The 14,530-nt window shown below is 73.1% G+C and carries 10 protein-coding genes; all 10 read right to left on the reverse strand.

The annotated features are described in order from the left end of the window. Positions 1 to 31: 31 nt before the first annotated feature. The 10 genes from ACFYY6_RS11605 to ACFYY6_RS11650 all read right to left on the reverse strand — a co-directional run bounded on the left by ACFYY6_RS11605 (position 32) and on the right by ACFYY6_RS11650 (position 14,387). The gene (locus ACFYY6_RS11605; protein WP_351523750.1) at positions 32 to 1,171 is read right to left on the reverse strand and encodes a zinc-binding dehydrogenase; all 1,140 of its coding nucleotides are present in this window, start codon (positions 1,169 to 1,171) and stop codon (positions 32 to 34) included. Then, positions 1,168 to 1,470 (reverse strand): putative quinol monooxygenase, encoded by a 303-nt coding sequence (locus ACFYY6_RS11610; protein ID WP_351523748.1) that lies wholly within the window; start codon positions 1,468 to 1,470, stop codon positions 1,168 to 1,170. The genes ACFYY6_RS11605 and ACFYY6_RS11610 overlap by 4 nt, the downstream gene beginning before the upstream one ends. Before the next feature lie 7 nt (positions 1,471 to 1,477). After that, a complete protein-coding gene (locus ACFYY6_RS11615) occupies positions 1,478 to 2,140 on the reverse strand; it encodes a glycerol-3-phosphate responsive antiterminator (RefSeq protein ID WP_351523746.1) in 663 nt (220 codons plus the stop codon). Between the two features lie 42 nt (positions 2,141 to 2,182). Further along, positions 2,183 to 3,736 carry an FAD-binding oxidoreductase gene (locus tag ACFYY6_RS11620; RefSeq protein ID WP_351523744.1) on the reverse strand — a complete coding sequence of 518 codons (1,554 nt, stop codon included), beginning with the start codon at positions 3,734 to 3,736 and terminating at the stop codon, positions 2,183 to 2,185. Beyond that, positions 3,733 to 5,406 (reverse strand): glycerol-3-phosphate dehydrogenase/oxidase, encoded by a 1,674-nt coding sequence (locus ACFYY6_RS11625; protein ID WP_351523742.1) that lies wholly within the window; start codon positions 5,404 to 5,406, stop codon positions 3,733 to 3,735. Before ACFYY6_RS11625 ends, ACFYY6_RS11620 begins: the two co-directional genes overlap by 4 nt. Before the next feature lie 75 nt (positions 5,407 to 5,481). Continuing rightward, entirely contained in the window at positions 5,482 to 7,044 is a 1,563-nt protein-coding gene (locus tag ACFYY6_RS11630) for an FGGY family carbohydrate kinase (protein ID WP_386608947.1), read from the reverse strand. 99 nt (positions 7,045 to 7,143) lie between these two features. After that, the gene (locus tag ACFYY6_RS11635; RefSeq protein WP_351523739.1) at positions 7,144 to 8,580 is read right to left on the reverse strand and encodes an MFS transporter; all 1,437 of its coding nucleotides are present in this window, start codon (positions 8,578 to 8,580) and stop codon (positions 7,144 to 7,146) included. A 477-nt stretch (positions 8,581 to 9,057) separates the two neighbouring features. Beyond that, positions 9,058 to 10,605 carry a peptidoglycan-binding protein gene (locus tag ACFYY6_RS11640; RefSeq protein WP_351523738.1) on the reverse strand — a complete coding sequence of 516 codons (1,548 nt, stop codon included), beginning with the start codon at positions 10,603 to 10,605 and terminating at the stop codon, positions 9,058 to 9,060. Positions 10,606 to 10,862: 257 nt separating this feature from the next. Beyond that, a complete protein-coding gene (locus ACFYY6_RS11645) occupies positions 10,863 to 11,531 on the reverse strand; it encodes a nitroreductase family protein (protein WP_389192898.1) in 669 nt (222 codons plus the stop codon). A 402-nt stretch (positions 11,532 to 11,933) separates the two neighbouring features. Then, a complete protein-coding gene (locus ACFYY6_RS11650) occupies positions 11,934 to 14,387 on the reverse strand; it encodes an endonuclease/exonuclease/phosphatase family protein (RefSeq protein WP_351628766.1) in 2,454 nt (817 codons plus the stop codon). Positions 14,388 to 14,530 lie beyond the last annotated feature (143 nt).

Raw genomic sequence — 14,530 nt, forward strand, 5'->3', positions numbered from 1 at the left:
CGCGGAAGGGGCGCCGTCCGCCGTCGGCCCGTCAGGCGGCCGGTACTTCCGAGGTGTCGATGATCTGGCGGATGGCCCGGCCCGAGGCCAGCTCCTCCAGCGCCTCGTTGATACCGGTCAGCGGCAACGTGCCGGTGTGCATCCGCTCCACCGGCATCAGGCCCGCCCGCCACAGGTCCAGGAACCGGGGGATGTCGCGGCGCGGCACCGCGTCGCCCATGTACGAACCGATCAGGGACTTGCCCTCGCCCGCGAACGCCAGCGCCGGGACCTCCAGCGTCCGGCCGGGGGCCGGCAGGCCCACCGAGACGACCCTGCCGCCCCGGGCCACGGCCGTCAGGCACTCGGCCATCACCTTCGGGCTGCCCACCGCCTCGACCGCCACCTCGGCGCCCCCGGAGGTGAGTTCGCGGATCGCCTCGACCGCCCCGTCGGGGGCGAACGCGTGCGACGCCCCCAGCTGGAGGGCCAGTCGGCGCTTCTCCGGAACCGGGTCGACCGCGACGACCGGGTACGCGCCCGCCGCGCGGGCCCCCAGCACGGCGGACAGGCCCACCCCGCCCAGGCCGTAGACCACCGTCGACTGCCCGGGGCGCAGGGCCGCCGTGTTGATGGCGGCCCCGGCGCCGGTCAGGACCGCGCAGCCGAACATCGACGCCACCGCGAACGGGACGTCGCGGGGTATCGGCACCACCGACTCCTGGGCCACCACCGCGTGTTCGGAGAACGCGGAGACACCCAGCTGGTGGTGGACGCGGGCGCCCGACGCGTCGGTCAGCAGCGACGGGCCGTGCAGCAGCGCCCCCGTCCCGTTCGCCGCCGCCGCGCGCTCGCACAGGGCGGGCCGCCCCGCCGCGCAGTCGGCGCAGAATCCGCAGCTCGGCACGAAGACCAGTGCCACGTGGTCGCCGGGGGAGACCCGGCCGACGCCCGGGCCGGTCTCCTCCACGACGCCCACCGCCTCGTGACCGAGCGCCATCGGCAGCGGGCGCACCCGGTCGCCGTTGACCACCGAGAGGTCCGAGTGGCAGAGCGAGGCGGCCGCGATCCGCACCAGCACCTCGCCCTCGCGCGGCGCGCCCAGTTCCAGCTCCTCCACCTCCACCGGGCGGGTCGTGGCGTAGGGGCGGGCCGTCGACACCCCGCGCAGTACCGCCGCGCGGGTCCTCATGCCTGGGTCTCCGGGCGCGGGGCGCAGCGCAGCACGTCGCGGCTCTCCAGCAGCGGGACGACCTCGCCGAGCACGATCCGCCGGAAGTGCGGGGTGGCGCAGTGGGCGGTGAAGTCGGCCTCGGAGGCGTACTCCTCGTACAGCACGATCGCCCGCGGGTCCTCGGTGCCCTGGTGGACCCGGTAGGCGAGGTTGCCCGGCTCCTGGCGGGAGGCGGCGGCCATGGTGTCGAGGAGGGGGAGGACGGTGTTCTCCTCGCCCTCCTTGGTGCGGTAGCGGGCGACGACGACGTAGGTCATGCGGGTTTCACTCCTGGGGTGGTGCGGTGGGCCTCTTCAGCGCGGCGGGCGGGACCGGCGGCAGCTGGTCCCGGCGCAGGTGCCAGAGGCGGGGGTCGGACGTGGCGGCGGCGACGGACCCGAGGGCCAGCGCCAGCGCCACGTCGGCGGGGGTCTCCACGAAGCCCGCGGCGATCGACGGGGACATCGCGCGCTGCGCCTGCGCGCTCATCCGGGCGACGATCGGGGCGGGCATGATCTCGACCAGGTCCGGCGCCCCGCGCGAGATCGCGTCGGTGGAGCGGCGCAGATTGGACCGGTCGGTGACGAACACCTTCATCATCGTCAGCAGGCCGAGCGGGCGGCCCTTCTCTATGAGCGAGAGCCGGGTGCTGACCACGCCGTGGGCGCCCATGTTCTTGATGAACTCCAGCGCGCCCCGGTCCTGGGCCAGGCCGGGGCTGCTGTCGACGTTCACGAACACGGTCTTCCCCGCCCGGCCCAGCGCCGGTACGACCTGGGGCAGTTGGCCCACCGCGAGCGACGCGACGATGCACACCCGGGACGGCGCGGTCAGGAACTGGCGCAGCGGCTGGGTGCCGACGACCGACGCGACGACCGGGACCTCGGCGAGCGCGGAGGCGAGCCGGGGGTCGAGCGCGGCGGCGGACCGGGACGGGGAAGGGTTCATGGCAAGGACCTGCCTGGGAGGGAGGGTTCGTGGCGGCTGGGCTCAGCTCAGCGGGGACGTACCGAATCGGCTGGGAAGGCCCAGTTTGCCAGGGTTGAGAATGCCCTTCGGGTCCAGGGCGTTCTTCACCGCGACGAAGGCCGCGAAGCCCGCGCCGAGGGCGTCCGGCACGTAGGGGCCGCGCAGCAGACCGCAGCCGTGGTGGTGGCTGATCGCCGCCGCGTGCTTGATGAGCACGGCGTTGGCGGCGTCCCACACCGCGCGGTACCAGTCGCGGCGTGCCTCGGGTGCCACGTCCCCGCGCAGCGAGAAGTAGACGCAGGCGCCGTCGGTGTACGCGTGCGACTGGTGGGCGGAGGCGGCCAGGGTGCCGTCCACCGCCTGGATCGCGGCGACCACCTCGTCGTAGATCACCGGCAGGTCGGTCCAGGACGCGGCCATCTCCAGGGTGTCGGCGACGAAGCCCGGACCGGGCTTGAAGCCGTCGGCCGACTTGCCGACCAGCATCCGCTCGTCCAGCCAGCGCTCGAAGACGGCCTGGCTGTCCAGCTCGGGGCCGTACTCCTCGCAGACCTCCTTGGCGACCTTGATCGAGGCGTCGACGATCGCCGGGTCGCCCTCGTCCGCGATCAGCAGGAGGTTGGTCCCCGGGTGGCCGAAGTGGGTGCCCGACTCCAGCTCGTCGTACAGACGCAGGACGGCCGGGGTGGCGCCGCGCTGCATGATCCGGCGGCAGGCGTCCAGGCCCTCCGCGAAGGTCTTGAAGCCGTACGCGGCGGCGGAGGCGTACTCGGGCAGCGGGTGGACCCGCAGCCGGGCCGAGACGATGACGCCGAGGGTGCCCTCGGAGCCGACGAACAGCTGGCGCAGGTCCGGGCCGACCGCGGCACGGGCGTAGTCGCCGTAGGTGGCGCGGGTGCCGTCCGCGTGCACGACGTCGACGCCGACGACCATGTCCTCGATCTTGCCGTAGCGGGTGGAGAGCTGGCCGGCGCCGCGGCAGGCGATCCAGCCGCCGACGGTGGAGACGGCGAACGCGGACGGCCAGTGGCCGGTGGTGACGCCGTACTCCTCCTGGAGCTGCTTCTCGAAGAGGTCCCCGAACATGCCGGACTGGACGTCCACGATGTTCGACTCGGCGTCGAAGCCGGTGATCCGGTTCAGCCCGCACAGGTCCAGGACGACACCGCCGAAGACGGGCAGCGCGGCGCCCGTGACATTGGAGCGTCCCGCCGACGGCGTGACCGGGACGCCGGCCTCGTGGCAGATCCGCAGCACGGCCGCGACCTGGTCGGCGTCGGCCGCCTCGACGACCACGGCGTCCGGGGTCGCCGGACGGCCCTCGGTCTCGCCGATCATCGAACCGGCCCACCAGTCACGGGTCCGGGTGACGACCTCCTCGCGCGAGGTGTGCACCGCGTGCGCGACCTCGCGCAGCGCCTCGACCACGGCCTCGGGGACCTCGACCGGGTCCACCTGGAGCGCGGCCCCGCCGTCGCCGATCGGGGTGTTGCGTGCCCACTTCGCGAAGCTGGGGGCGCCGACGGTGTAGTCGCCCCGGTTGAACGGATGGGTGATGGTCTGACGGCTGATCATGCTGCTGCCCCTTCGAGGAGTACGGACTTTTCGTGACGGACGGCTGCGAGGTACTCGGCGACCGAGCGCTCGACCTCCGCCTCGGTGAGGTTGAGTTCGCGGCCGAGGATCGCGCCGACGGCCTCGGCGGCGTCCACGGACGCGTCCCGGGCGAACAGCCGGGCGCGGGTGCGGCGCGAGAGGACGTCGTCGACCGAGCGGGCCAGCTCGGCGCGGGCCGCGTACACGACCTCCGCCTTCGTGTAGGGGAGTCCCGCGACGACCGGTTCGGCCAGCGACGGGTCGTCCTGGATGAGGTCGCCGACGAACCGGGCCTCGGTGCCGAAGCGTTCGCCCAGGTGCGCGGCGATGCCGCCGGACGCGGCGACGGCCTCGGAGTCGTAACCGGCGCCGCCCAGGAGCGGGAGGTCGGTGGTGCGGCTCTTCGCCCTGCGGCCGAGGACGGTCATCACCTTGTCGATGACGAGTTCGCCCATGTGCCGGCTGGTGGTGAGCTTGCCGCCGGTCACCGTCACCATGCCGGTGCGGCCGACGGTGATGTGGTGGTCGCGGCGCATGTCGAGGGTGGCGCCCTCCTTGCCGCCGACCAGCGGACGCAGACCGCCGATGGAACCGACCACGTCGTCCGGGGTGAGCTTCCCCTCGAAGGCGGTGTTGGCGCCCTCCAGCAGGAAGTCCATCTCCCGGCGGGTGCAGTGCACGTCGTCCGGGGAACCCTGGTAGTCCTCGTCGGTGGTGCCCAGGACGACGCTGTTGCCCCAGCGGGTGCAGGTCGCGCGGCGGGCCCGGCCGGGGATCGGCACGGTGACCGTGCAGTTGATCCGCACCTTGTCCCACGGGACCACGATGTGGACGCCCTTGGCGGGCCGGACCTGCGGCCTGTGGCCCTCGTCGGCCTTCGCGTCCAGTTCGTCGGTCCACACTCCGGTGGCGTTGACGACGGCCCGCGCGCGGATGTCGAAGGTGTCGCCGTCCGCCGACACCCGGGCCCCGGACACCCGGCCCGCCTGCGTCAGCAGACCCTCGGCCTTCGCCCCGTTGAGGACCGTCGCCCCGAGCGCGGCGGCGGTGCGGACGATGGTGAGGACGAGCCGGGCGTCGTCGGTGCGGGCGTCGAAGTACAGCAGCCCGCCCTTCAGGCCGTCGGCACGCAGCGTCGGCGCCTGCGCGAGCACCTCGGGCACGGAGAGCCGCTGGTGGAGCTTGCCGATCCGCCAGCCGCCGACCAGGTCGTACGTCCACAGCAGGCCCTCGAAGCCCTTGGCGAGGCGGGCGTCGAAGACCCCCTCCTTCTCCAGGACCGGGAACAGGAACGGCAGCCGGTGCACCAGGTGCGGGGCGTTCTTCCGGAAGCGGTGGCGCTCCAGGAGCGAGTGGCGGACCAGGTTGACGTTCCCCTGCTCGATGTAGCGCAGGCCGCCGTGCACCATCTTCGACGACTTCGACGACGTGCCGGAGGCGAAGTCGTCCTTCTCGATCAGCGCCGCGCGCAGTCCGCGCGAGACCGCGTCCAGCACGGCGTACGCCCCGGTGATACCGCCGCCGACGACGAGCACGTCGTACGTGTCGTCGGCCAGCCGGCGCTTGAGGGCCGCCCGGTCGAGCAGCAGGGGCGTTCGGCGGGTCGCCGCGGCGTTCCGCCGCGGTTTCCGGGCGGGCATGGTGATCACGACATCAACTCCTGGTGTTTCGGTACGGCGGCCGCGTCGTCGGGGGACGGGCCGCCGGTGCGACGGCCGGGGCCGTCAGTGGGGGGTGGACGTGTTGAGGGGGCGCAGCGCCGGGTCGCCGAGATGCGCGATCAGCACCTCGCGCCAGGCGGCCCGCTGCTCGGCGCGCTCGGCCGCCGGGAGCGACGGCTCGAAGACACGGCCGTGCGGCTGCGCCTCGACGATCTCTTCGAGGGAGGACCACAGGCCGCGGGCGACCCCGGCCAGATAGGCGGTGCCGCGCAGGCTGGCGGTCGCGGAGTCGGAGACCCGTTCCAGCGGCAGACCGGTCAGGTCGGCCTGGATCCGCATCAGCGGGTCGCTGCCGGAGACGCCGCCGCCGACCCGGAGCCGGGTGAACGGGGTGCCCATGGTGTCGGCGACCCCGTCGATCAGGTCGCACACCGAGTGCGCGATCCCGTCGAGCACGGCGCGGGCGAGGTCGGCGCGGGTGGTGGCGAGGGTGAGCCCGGTGAGGGCGGCGGTGGCCTCCGGGTGCCAGACCGGCGTACGGACCCCGGCGAGCGCCGGGACGAAACGCGGGGTGCGGCCCGGCCGGGTGGGGACCCGGCCCGCCTCCTCACCGAGCTCCTTCGGCGACGCGAACAGGCCCAGGTCGTCGCAGAGCCAGCGCAGTGCCGAACCCGCCGTGGAGGTGTACGCCTCCAGGCTGTAATGGCTGGTGTCGCCCTGCCGCCGGCCGGGCTGGGCGAGCACCCCGGAGATGTCCGGCCGGGGCAGGGCGGGCGTGGTGCCGGTCGCCGCGTCGACGAATGCGCCGGTCCCGTACACGCACATGCCCTGCCCCGCGGCGAGCCCGCCGAGCGCGACGAGCGCGGCGTGCTGGTCGCCCATGGAGGCGGCCAGCGGAACGGCGACGCCGAGGGCGGCCGGGTCGGTGGTGCCGAAACCGGCGTCGTCGGAGCGGAGCTCCGGCAACAGGTCGAGGGGGAAGCCGAGCCGGCCGATCCACTCCTCGTCCCAGGCGTGCCGCTCCAGCAGGTAGCCGCCGGTGGACGCGGCGTTGGTCGGGGTGGTGGCGTGCACGGCACCGCCGGTCAGCCGCCAGATCAGCCAGGTGTCGACGGTGCCGAAGAGCAGCCGTCCGGCCCGGAGCGTCTCGGCCACCTCCGGGTGCTCGGCGATCTGCCGGGCGGCCCAGAGGAACGGTGAGCGGGCGCCGACCGGACGGCCCTGCCGGGCCAGCAGGGCGGCGTCCCACTCCGCCTCGTACGCGGTGAGCTCCTGCGCGTACCTCCGGTCCTGCCACACCACCGCGGGCAGCAACGGCCGGCCGGTGACCCGGTCCCAGAGCATCGCGGTGGCCCGCTGCGTGGACAGCGCGACCGCGGTGACCTCGATGCCCTCCTCACGGGCCCGGTCGACGGCCCGGCGCGCCACCTCGACGGTGGCGGTCCAGATCTCCATCGGATCCTGCTCGACGGAGAGGTCGTCGGGGTGGCCGACCGCGATCGACCGGTAGAACACCTCGTGGGCGGCGCCCGAGTCGAGGACGACTCCGGCCCGGGTGCCCGTGGTGCCCTCGTCGATGGACAGCACACCGCGCCGTGGGGCGGCGCCGGGGAACGTCTGCGTCATTGCAGCCCTTTCGTTGCGGGCATCGCGAGCGAGCCGTGCGGAGGAGAGGAGGGGAGGGGAGGGGAGGGGAGGGGAGGGGAGGGGAGGGTGTGTGGCGGATCAGCGCGCGGCCATGGACCGGGCCGGTCGCGCGGCGGTGTCGTGGTCCTGTCCGGCGACCTCGTCGGGCGAGGCGGCCTTCGTCGGGTCCCACTTGATCATCAGACAGGTGATCAGTCCGAGCAGCGGCACGACGGACAGCGCCAGGAAGGTGTCGGCGAGCCCGAGCGATTCCTTGATCTGCGGGAACACGTACAGCCCGACCACACTGCCGAAGCTGCCGACCATGCCGGTGACACCGGTGCCCAGGGCGCGCACGTCACTGCTGTACGAGAGCGCCGCGATGGACTTGCCGTTGGCGCCGGGGCCCGCCGAGTGGCACAGGATGAACAGGACCGGCAGCAGGAACGCCACGGCCGTGGGCACCTTCTCGAAGGTCAGCCCCATCGCCACCAGGGCCACGAAGACCCCGGCGAAACCGGCGGCGGAGCTGAGCCGCAGTCCGAGGCGGCGGCCGAAGTACGCGGACAGCAGGCCACCTGCGATGCCGAAGGCATTGAACACCATCGACCCGATGGTGGCCTTCTCGAAGCTCTCGCCGAAGATCGCCAGGCTGATCAGCGGGAGGTACCAGCCGACCGCGAAGTACTGCATCGACTGCCCGAGCGAGATCACCGAGGAGAGGATCGTGCGCGGCAGGTACGCGCCCTTGAACAGCAGCCCGGCCTGCCGGAAGCCGATGGCGGGCGCCTCGGCGGCGGTGCGGGTCGCCGCGTCGGGCTCACCGGCGACGGCCTCGATCCCGTAGATCCGGTCCAGGTTGGCGACCGACTCCTCCAGCCGTCCCTTGCTGGCCAGCCAGGTGGGGCTCTCCTTGAGCATCAGCGCCTGGCCCAGCAGCAGCACGGCGGCGACGAGCGCGGCCGAGCCGACCGACCAGCGCCAGATGTCCGCGCCGACGTCCAGATGGAAGAAGAGCAGGGCCAGCGCCAGGTTGCTGGTGGTGGCGACGTACCAGACGGCCTGCCACAGGTTGAGCCGGCCGCCCAGCTTCGCGGGCGTGTACTCGGCGAGCAGCGCCATGGCCACCGCGAAGTCGATGCCGTACGCGACACCCACCAGGACCCGGCCGAGCCAGACGACGGTGAAGTCACCGGCGAACGCGGCGAGCAGGGCCCCCGCGATCGCGAACACCTTGGCGATGAGCAGCGGAGGGACGCGGCCGATCCGGGTGGCGAGCCAGCCCCCCACCGGATTGAAGATGATCGCCAGGGCCGGAGCGGTGGCCGTGAGGATCGAGACCTGGGTGCTCGTCAGCTCCATCTGGGTCGTCATCGGCCCCAGGCCCGCGCTCAGCGCGGCGTTGGAGTAGGCGTCGAGGAACAGCCCGCCGAACACCAGGAACCAGATGATCTGCGCCCGGCCGGTGATCTTTCCCAGCCCATCGATGAGCGCAACGACGTCGGCGACGCCTTTGACGCTCGGACGTTGTGCCATGAGTCCGCCTTCGAGGAAGACCCGCCGGCGGCACGGGGAGCACAGAAACAGGCATGACGAAGCCACCGACAGGTGGTCTGTGTCTGTGCCTGTCAAAACACTGCGGAAAGCGCCGCAGCACGTGAACTGCTGGAACCAGTGCTGCGGCCGGAAAGGTTTGCCGGGAAGCCCGCGGCGTCCGGTGCGGTGCGTCGCGAGGCGGAGGATCGCCCTCGTACGGGGTACGTACTCGGGTGATGCGACAACGCGGCGAGGTGCCGTGCCGGGCGTCGCGATCCGGTGAACCTTTCCGGTCGCAGCACTAGCTACTAGGCAGTGAGGTTAAGAACGTGCCGGGAGAAACGTCAAGGGTTTCGGCCAGGTTACCGAAAAGTGACGGTGGCCCGGGGGCCTCGGCCGGTGGCCGGAAGCGGAGGCCGGTGCCCCCCGACCGGACCGGTCCGGGGGCGCACCGGGAACCGGCCGCACCGGAGTTCGTCAGCGCCCGGACTGCAGCGCCGCCCAGGTGGCGGGGCCCACGACGCCGTCGGCCGCCAGGCCCCGGCTCGTCTGGTACGCGCGCACCGCCGTCGCCGTCGCCGGGCCGAAGCTCCCGTCGACGCCGACCGGCGAGCCCAGCGCCGCGGTCAGCGCGCGCTGGAGCCGCTTCACCGCGTCGCCCGAGGCGCCCTGTCCGATCGTGGGCGTCTCACCCGCCGACAGCAGCGCGGTCCAGGTCATCGCCCCCACGACACCGTCGGCGTCCAGTCCCAGGGCCGTCTGGTACGCCCGGACCGCCTGGAGCGTGGCCGGGCCGAAGACGCCGTCCACCGCCCCCGCGGGATGGCCCTGCTCGCCCAGCAGCCGCTGCGCCGCCGCGACCTGCGGTCCGGTCGAACCGCTGCGCAGGGCGGCGTACGAGGTGAAGCTCAGCCCGTCGGCCGGGGTGCCGGCGTCCCCGCCGACCAGTTCCATGTACCGCGCCCAGTCCCAGTTCGGGCCGGGGTCGGTGTGGTCGTTGCCCGGCACCTCGTTGTGCCCGACGATGTGCGCCCGGTCCTTGGGGATGCCGTACCGGTCGCACAGGTGCCTGGTCAGCGCGGCGGACGAGCGGTACATCGAGTCCGTGAACCAGGACGGGTCGTCGATGAACCCCTCGTGCTCGACGCCGAGCGTCGAGGAGTTGGCGCTGCGCGCGTGGTACGCGGTGTCGGAGTCGCGGACCGTCTGGGTGATCTCGCCGTCGGAGGAACGCACCACGTAGTGCGCGCTCACCCCCGAGGCCGGGTCGCGGAACCAGTTGATCGAGCCCGCGTACGAGCCCTGCGTGACGTGGACGACCACCTTGTCGATCGCCGCCGTGCGCCCGGCGGCGTAGTTCTCCTCGTGGGCCGGGACCCACAGCGCCGACGGGTAGTCCGGACTCTGCGTCCGCACGTCGGCGGAGGCCGACGGGCCCTTTCGCGGAGCGACCGGGCGGCTCGTCACCGAGATCCGCTCGCCACCGGGGACGACGGTGTCGAGACCGTCGGCCAGGACGTCGTACACGGCGTCGGCGTACAGGGCGCCGGCCGGCCCGTCCGTACCGGCGTACCGGGCGACGACCGGGTACCAGGCGTCGATGTCGTCGCGGTCCCGGGCGTCGAGGCCGAGCGTGTCGGCGTAGGCCCGGAGCACCGCCGCGCCGCCCAGTACGTTCGCGGCGGTGTCGGTGCGCAGTTCGGCGGGGGACGCGCCGGTGAGCGTGGCGGCCCGTTCCAGCGTCCGGTTCACGGGGTTGCTCACCAGGTGCATCACCCCGTACCCGCCGTCCTGGCTGGGACGCCCGGCGTGGCCGTCGAGGCGGGTCTCGCCGTACCCGACGGCGGTGAGCAGATCGCGCGGTACGCCGAACTCCTCGGCCGCCCGCGCGAACGCCCGGTTCATGGGGCGGTCGCCCTCGGACGAGGCGAGGGCCGGGGTGCCGGTCGCGGCCAGGACGGTGGCGGTGAGGGCCGCCAGGACGGAGGTACGGGCCCTCGCGTGGAGGCCGTCTCGTCGGGGCATACCTGCTCCTGCTCTGTGTGTGGGGGGAAGGCGCGCCCGGGCCCGGACGGGCGGGAGGGGCGCGGAGCCGCTCAGCGTAGCGACGTGTTCAGGTCATGACAATCACCTGCCCGCGCGTCCAACTCCCTTTCACTCGAATGGGGTTGACGCGGCGTCCGGAAACCGTGCGCGAGCCGGGGCGGTGTGCGGTTGGGGGCCGGGCCGGGGACGACGGCAGGCCCGGCCCCCGCCGGGCGAACGGGGCCGGGCGGGCGCCGCTACCAGTGGTCGCGGTGGATGACGTCCGCCACCGGACGCCGCCGGACCGGACCGAAGGAGCCCTGCGGCAGGCCGACCGGCACGACCGCGAAGGTGTGCATGTCCTCCGGGATGCCGAGCGCCGCCTTCCACTCCCGCTCCAGCATCAGGTGCCAGATGGTGATGTTCGCCGCGAGTCCCAGTGCCCGCGCGGCCAGCAGCAGGTTCTGCACCCCCGGGTAGACGCACGAACCCTCGGCGAGCGCCTGGAACCGGTCCTGGGTGTTCATCATGTGCTCGGTCGCGGCCGGGCCGAGCGCCCGCGCGGACTCCCGCAGCCCGTCCTCGTCCACCCGCGGCTCCGGGAACCGGTAGCACGGAACGATCAGCGCGGGAGTGTCCGCGAAGTGGTCGCGCTGGTACTCGATCGCGGCGATCATTCGCCCGTACGCCGCGTCGTCCATGCCCGCCGGAGCGTGCTTCCCGGTGGTCGCCAGGTACGCGTCCACGCACCGCTTCCACAGAGGTGCGAGACGGGCCATCACCTCACGGTCCGTCACCACCACGTACTCGTAGCACTGCATGTTGCCGCCGCTCGGGCCCCAGACCGCGGCCTGCACGAGCCGCTCCAGCGTCTCGTCGGGCACCGGGTCGGGCTTGAGGCGGCGCATGGCGCGCATCGTGGACATGATGGTGAACAGCGCCGGTCCGTCCGCTCCGGAGGCGCCGTTCGGCGCACCGTCCGTCGTGATCGCACCGTCCGTCGCGGCCGTGTCGGCCAGCATGTTCGCGTCGGTTGTCATGATCGCGGAGTCTAGGGTCGCGATCACGGGGACGGGAGGGGCCGTCCGGCCCCCCGGGTCCCGGGATCTGCCGATGGCGGGCGCCCGGTCCGCGCCCCCGCCGCCACCGGCGGCGATGCCCGGGACGGACCGGCGACGCGCGTCCGTCCCGGCGCCCCGACACCCCGGACGGGCCGAGAGGGTGAGAGGCGTGCCCGGGCGCCGCGGGGGCGACCCGGGCACGGCTCTCACGGGACGTCGGCGTGACCCGGGCGGGGACGCTCGCACCCCGCCCGTACGCACCGGAGGTCAGTGTCCGTCGTGGCCGTGGTCGTGCTTGGGCCCGTGCCCGTGGGCGTTCCCGTGGGCGTTGACGTCGACCCGTACGATCTGCGGATCGTGGTCGCTGGCCTGGTCGGCGAACTCCGCGTTGATGTGCACCACGTCATAGTCGAAACGGCGGATGCCGGGGCTGGTCAGGATGTGGTCCAGCGTCTGCGAGTTGCCGTCGTACACGTAGCTGTACCGCTCGTCCGCGGGCAGTGTGTCGATCAGCGGCTTCAGCACCTTGCCGTCGGTCAGCGCGTCCATCGTCGGGGAGAACGAGAAGTCGTTCAGGTCCCCGAGCGTGATGACGCGGGCCGAGTCGTCGGCCGCCAGCAGCGACTTGACGAAGGTGTTGACCTCCGTCGCCTGTCGCACGCGCTTGGCCTCCGAAGTGCGCCTCGGCTCCTGGTACTTGCCGTGCAGGGGCTGGTCGCCGCCCTTGGACGCGAAGTGGTTGCCGATGACGAACACCGGCTTCCCGTGGAAGCGGAACTCGCCGACGAGGGGCTTGCGGCTGTCGGCCCAGGCGTCACTGGCCGGGGCGATCCGGCCGGGCGAGACCGAGAGCGCGACCCCCTTCTTCGTGCGCACCGCGGCCACGGGTGTCGTTGCGTCGCCGCCCGCGCGGTCCACGAAGTCGACCCTCTCGGGGTCGAAGAGGAAGACGTTGCGGATGTTGCCGCCGGGCTCGCCGCCGTCCTTGTTGTTCTCGGGGGCGATGTACCGCCACGCGTACCGGGGCCCGCCCGCGGCGACGATCGCGTCGGTGAACCGCTTCAGGGTGGCCTCGGAGCCGACCGTGCCGTCGTTCACCGCGCCGTTGTCGTCCTGGATCTCCTCCAGCGACACGATGTCGGGGGAGGAGAGGTTGACGGCGATCCCCTCGGCGAGGGTGTCGAACTTGGCCTGCTCGTCCAGCGCGTCGAGGTTCTCCACGTTGTACGTGGCGACGGCGAGCTCCTTGCCCTTCTGCTTCCGGGTCACCTCGCGCCGCAGGTGGTGGTCGGTGAGCGTGCCCAGCTCGGTGGCCTGGAGGGTGTAGCCGCCGTACGAGGCGTAGTCCATGACCCCGGTGGTGGCCCCGGACAGCTCGTCGCCCACGTTCGCGACGGGGACCGGACGGTTCGCGTCGAGCGACATCACCTTGACGCGGCCGGTGTTCTGGTCGGTGTACGAGGAGTAGAGGGTGCCGCCGCGCGTGGTCCGGCTCTCCTGCGGCTTCACGGTCACCCAGACCTCGCCGTACGCGTTCGTGGCGCCCGTCACCCGGGTGTCGGTGATCCGGACGCGAGTGCCTTCGAGCGACTCGTACAGGTCGAGGGCGTACGCCGACGGCTCAAGCCGCAGCCCGTCGATGGAACCACCGGCCGCCGAGGGCACGTACGCGTCCGGCACCGACGCCGCGTCGAGCACCACCGGGGCGGGCAGCGGGTTGCCCGAGGACAGGACCGTCGTCTTCGGCGCGGTGATCTCGGTGACCGACTGGCTGGTCGTCGACGGGTAGTACTCGTCCACCTTGCCGCTGACCAGCACCGAGTCGCCCACCGCGACCCCCGGCGCGGCGGACCCGGTGAAGACGAACACGCCCTCGGCGGTACGGGGGTCCGCGTCCGGAGCGGTGTCCTGGATCCAGAAGCCGCGCGAGCCGGTGGCGCGCACGCCGGTGACGACGCCGGGCACCCCGGTCACCTGGCGGCCGTTCAGCGGCGACACCCGGGTGGTGCCCTGGATGTCGTGGATCCGGACGCCGCCGGGCTCCGTCGGGCCGCCGGGATCGACCGGTCCGGACCCGCCGGACGTCTCGCCGGCCGCGTTGACCGGCGTCGGGGTGCCCGCGGTGAGGTCCGCGGCATTGTGGTCGGTGTCGGCGAGGGAGGCCGCGCGGGCCACCGAGGCGGTGTTCGACGCCCCGGCGGCCGGGCCGGAGCCCTCCCGTACGACGGCGGAGCCGTAGCCGACGAGGTCCACGATCCGGGTGTCGGCCGCGCAGTCGGCGGCCGTCCTGCAGGTCAGCGGGGTGGTGCCGGAGACCAGCGCGACGGTGCCGCCGGTGGCCGACATCGCGATGGTGCCGGTGGCGTCCGGCGTCGGCAGGGCCTCGGTGCCGCCGGTCCCCGCCGCCTCGGCGACGAGGTAGCGGCCGCCGGGGGCGAGGGAACCGGACAGGGCGGACACCTGCCACAGCGAACCGGCCGAAGGGGCGGCGGGCAGGTACTGCACGCTGAACCCGGACAGGTCGTACGCGGCGGTTCCGGCATTGCCCAGCTCGATGAAGTCGCGGGTGAGCTGCGCGCCCGAGTTGCCTCCGCCGCCGTACACCTCGGAGATCACGGCGGTCGAGGACGGAGCCGCGAAGGCGGCGGGCAGCGCGGTGGCCGACAGCGTCACGGCGACGGCGCCGGCCAGCAGGACGGAACGGGGTCTGGATATGTGCACGGTGGGCTGCTCCCGAAGTCTGGTGAGGGCAAAAGCTATGCGCGTAGAACCAGCCTTGACAAGACATCAGAAGTGAATTCCGTACATCCTCACGGCGTCATGGCGACGCGGGGGCGGGTCGCGCCCGGCATGCGACGGGGCGG

Source organism: Streptomyces sp. NPDC001750, from assembly GCF_042892615.1.
Taxonomy (GTDB): Bacteria; Actinomycetota; Actinomycetes; order Streptomycetales; family Streptomycetaceae; genus Streptomyces.

Excerpts from the sequence above, each read along its gene's own strand:
- ACFYY6_RS11605 (WP_351523750.1), bottom strand. The coding sequence starts at position 1,171 with ATGAGGACCCGCGCGGCGGTACTGCGCGGGGTGTCGACGGCCCGCCCC.
- ACFYY6_RS11610 (WP_351523748.1), bottom strand. The coding sequence starts at position 1,470 with ATGACCTACGTCGTCGTCGCCCGCTACCGCACCAAGGAGGGCGAGGAG.
- ACFYY6_RS11615 (WP_351523746.1), bottom strand. The coding sequence starts at position 2,140 with ATGAACCCTTCCCCGTCCCGGTCCGCCGCCGCGCTCGACCCCCGGCTC.
- ACFYY6_RS11620 (WP_351523744.1), bottom strand. The coding sequence starts at position 3,736 with ATGATCAGCCGTCAGACCATCACCCATCCGTTCAACCGGGGCGACTAC.
- ACFYY6_RS11630 (WP_386608947.1), bottom strand. The coding sequence starts at position 7,044 with ATGACGCAGACGTTCCCCGGCGCCGCCCCACGGCGCGGTGTGCTGTCC.
- ACFYY6_RS11635 (WP_351523739.1), bottom strand. The coding sequence starts at position 8,580 with ATGGCACAACGTCCGAGCGTCAAAGGCGTCGCCGACGTCGTTGCGCTC.
- ACFYY6_RS11640 (WP_351523738.1), bottom strand. The coding sequence starts at position 10,605 with ATGCCCCGACGAGACGGCCTCCACGCGAGGGCCCGTACCTCCGTCCTG.
- ACFYY6_RS11645 (WP_389192898.1), bottom strand. The coding sequence starts at position 11,531 with ATGTCCACGATGCGCGCCATGCGCCGCCTCAAGCCCGACCCGGTGCCC.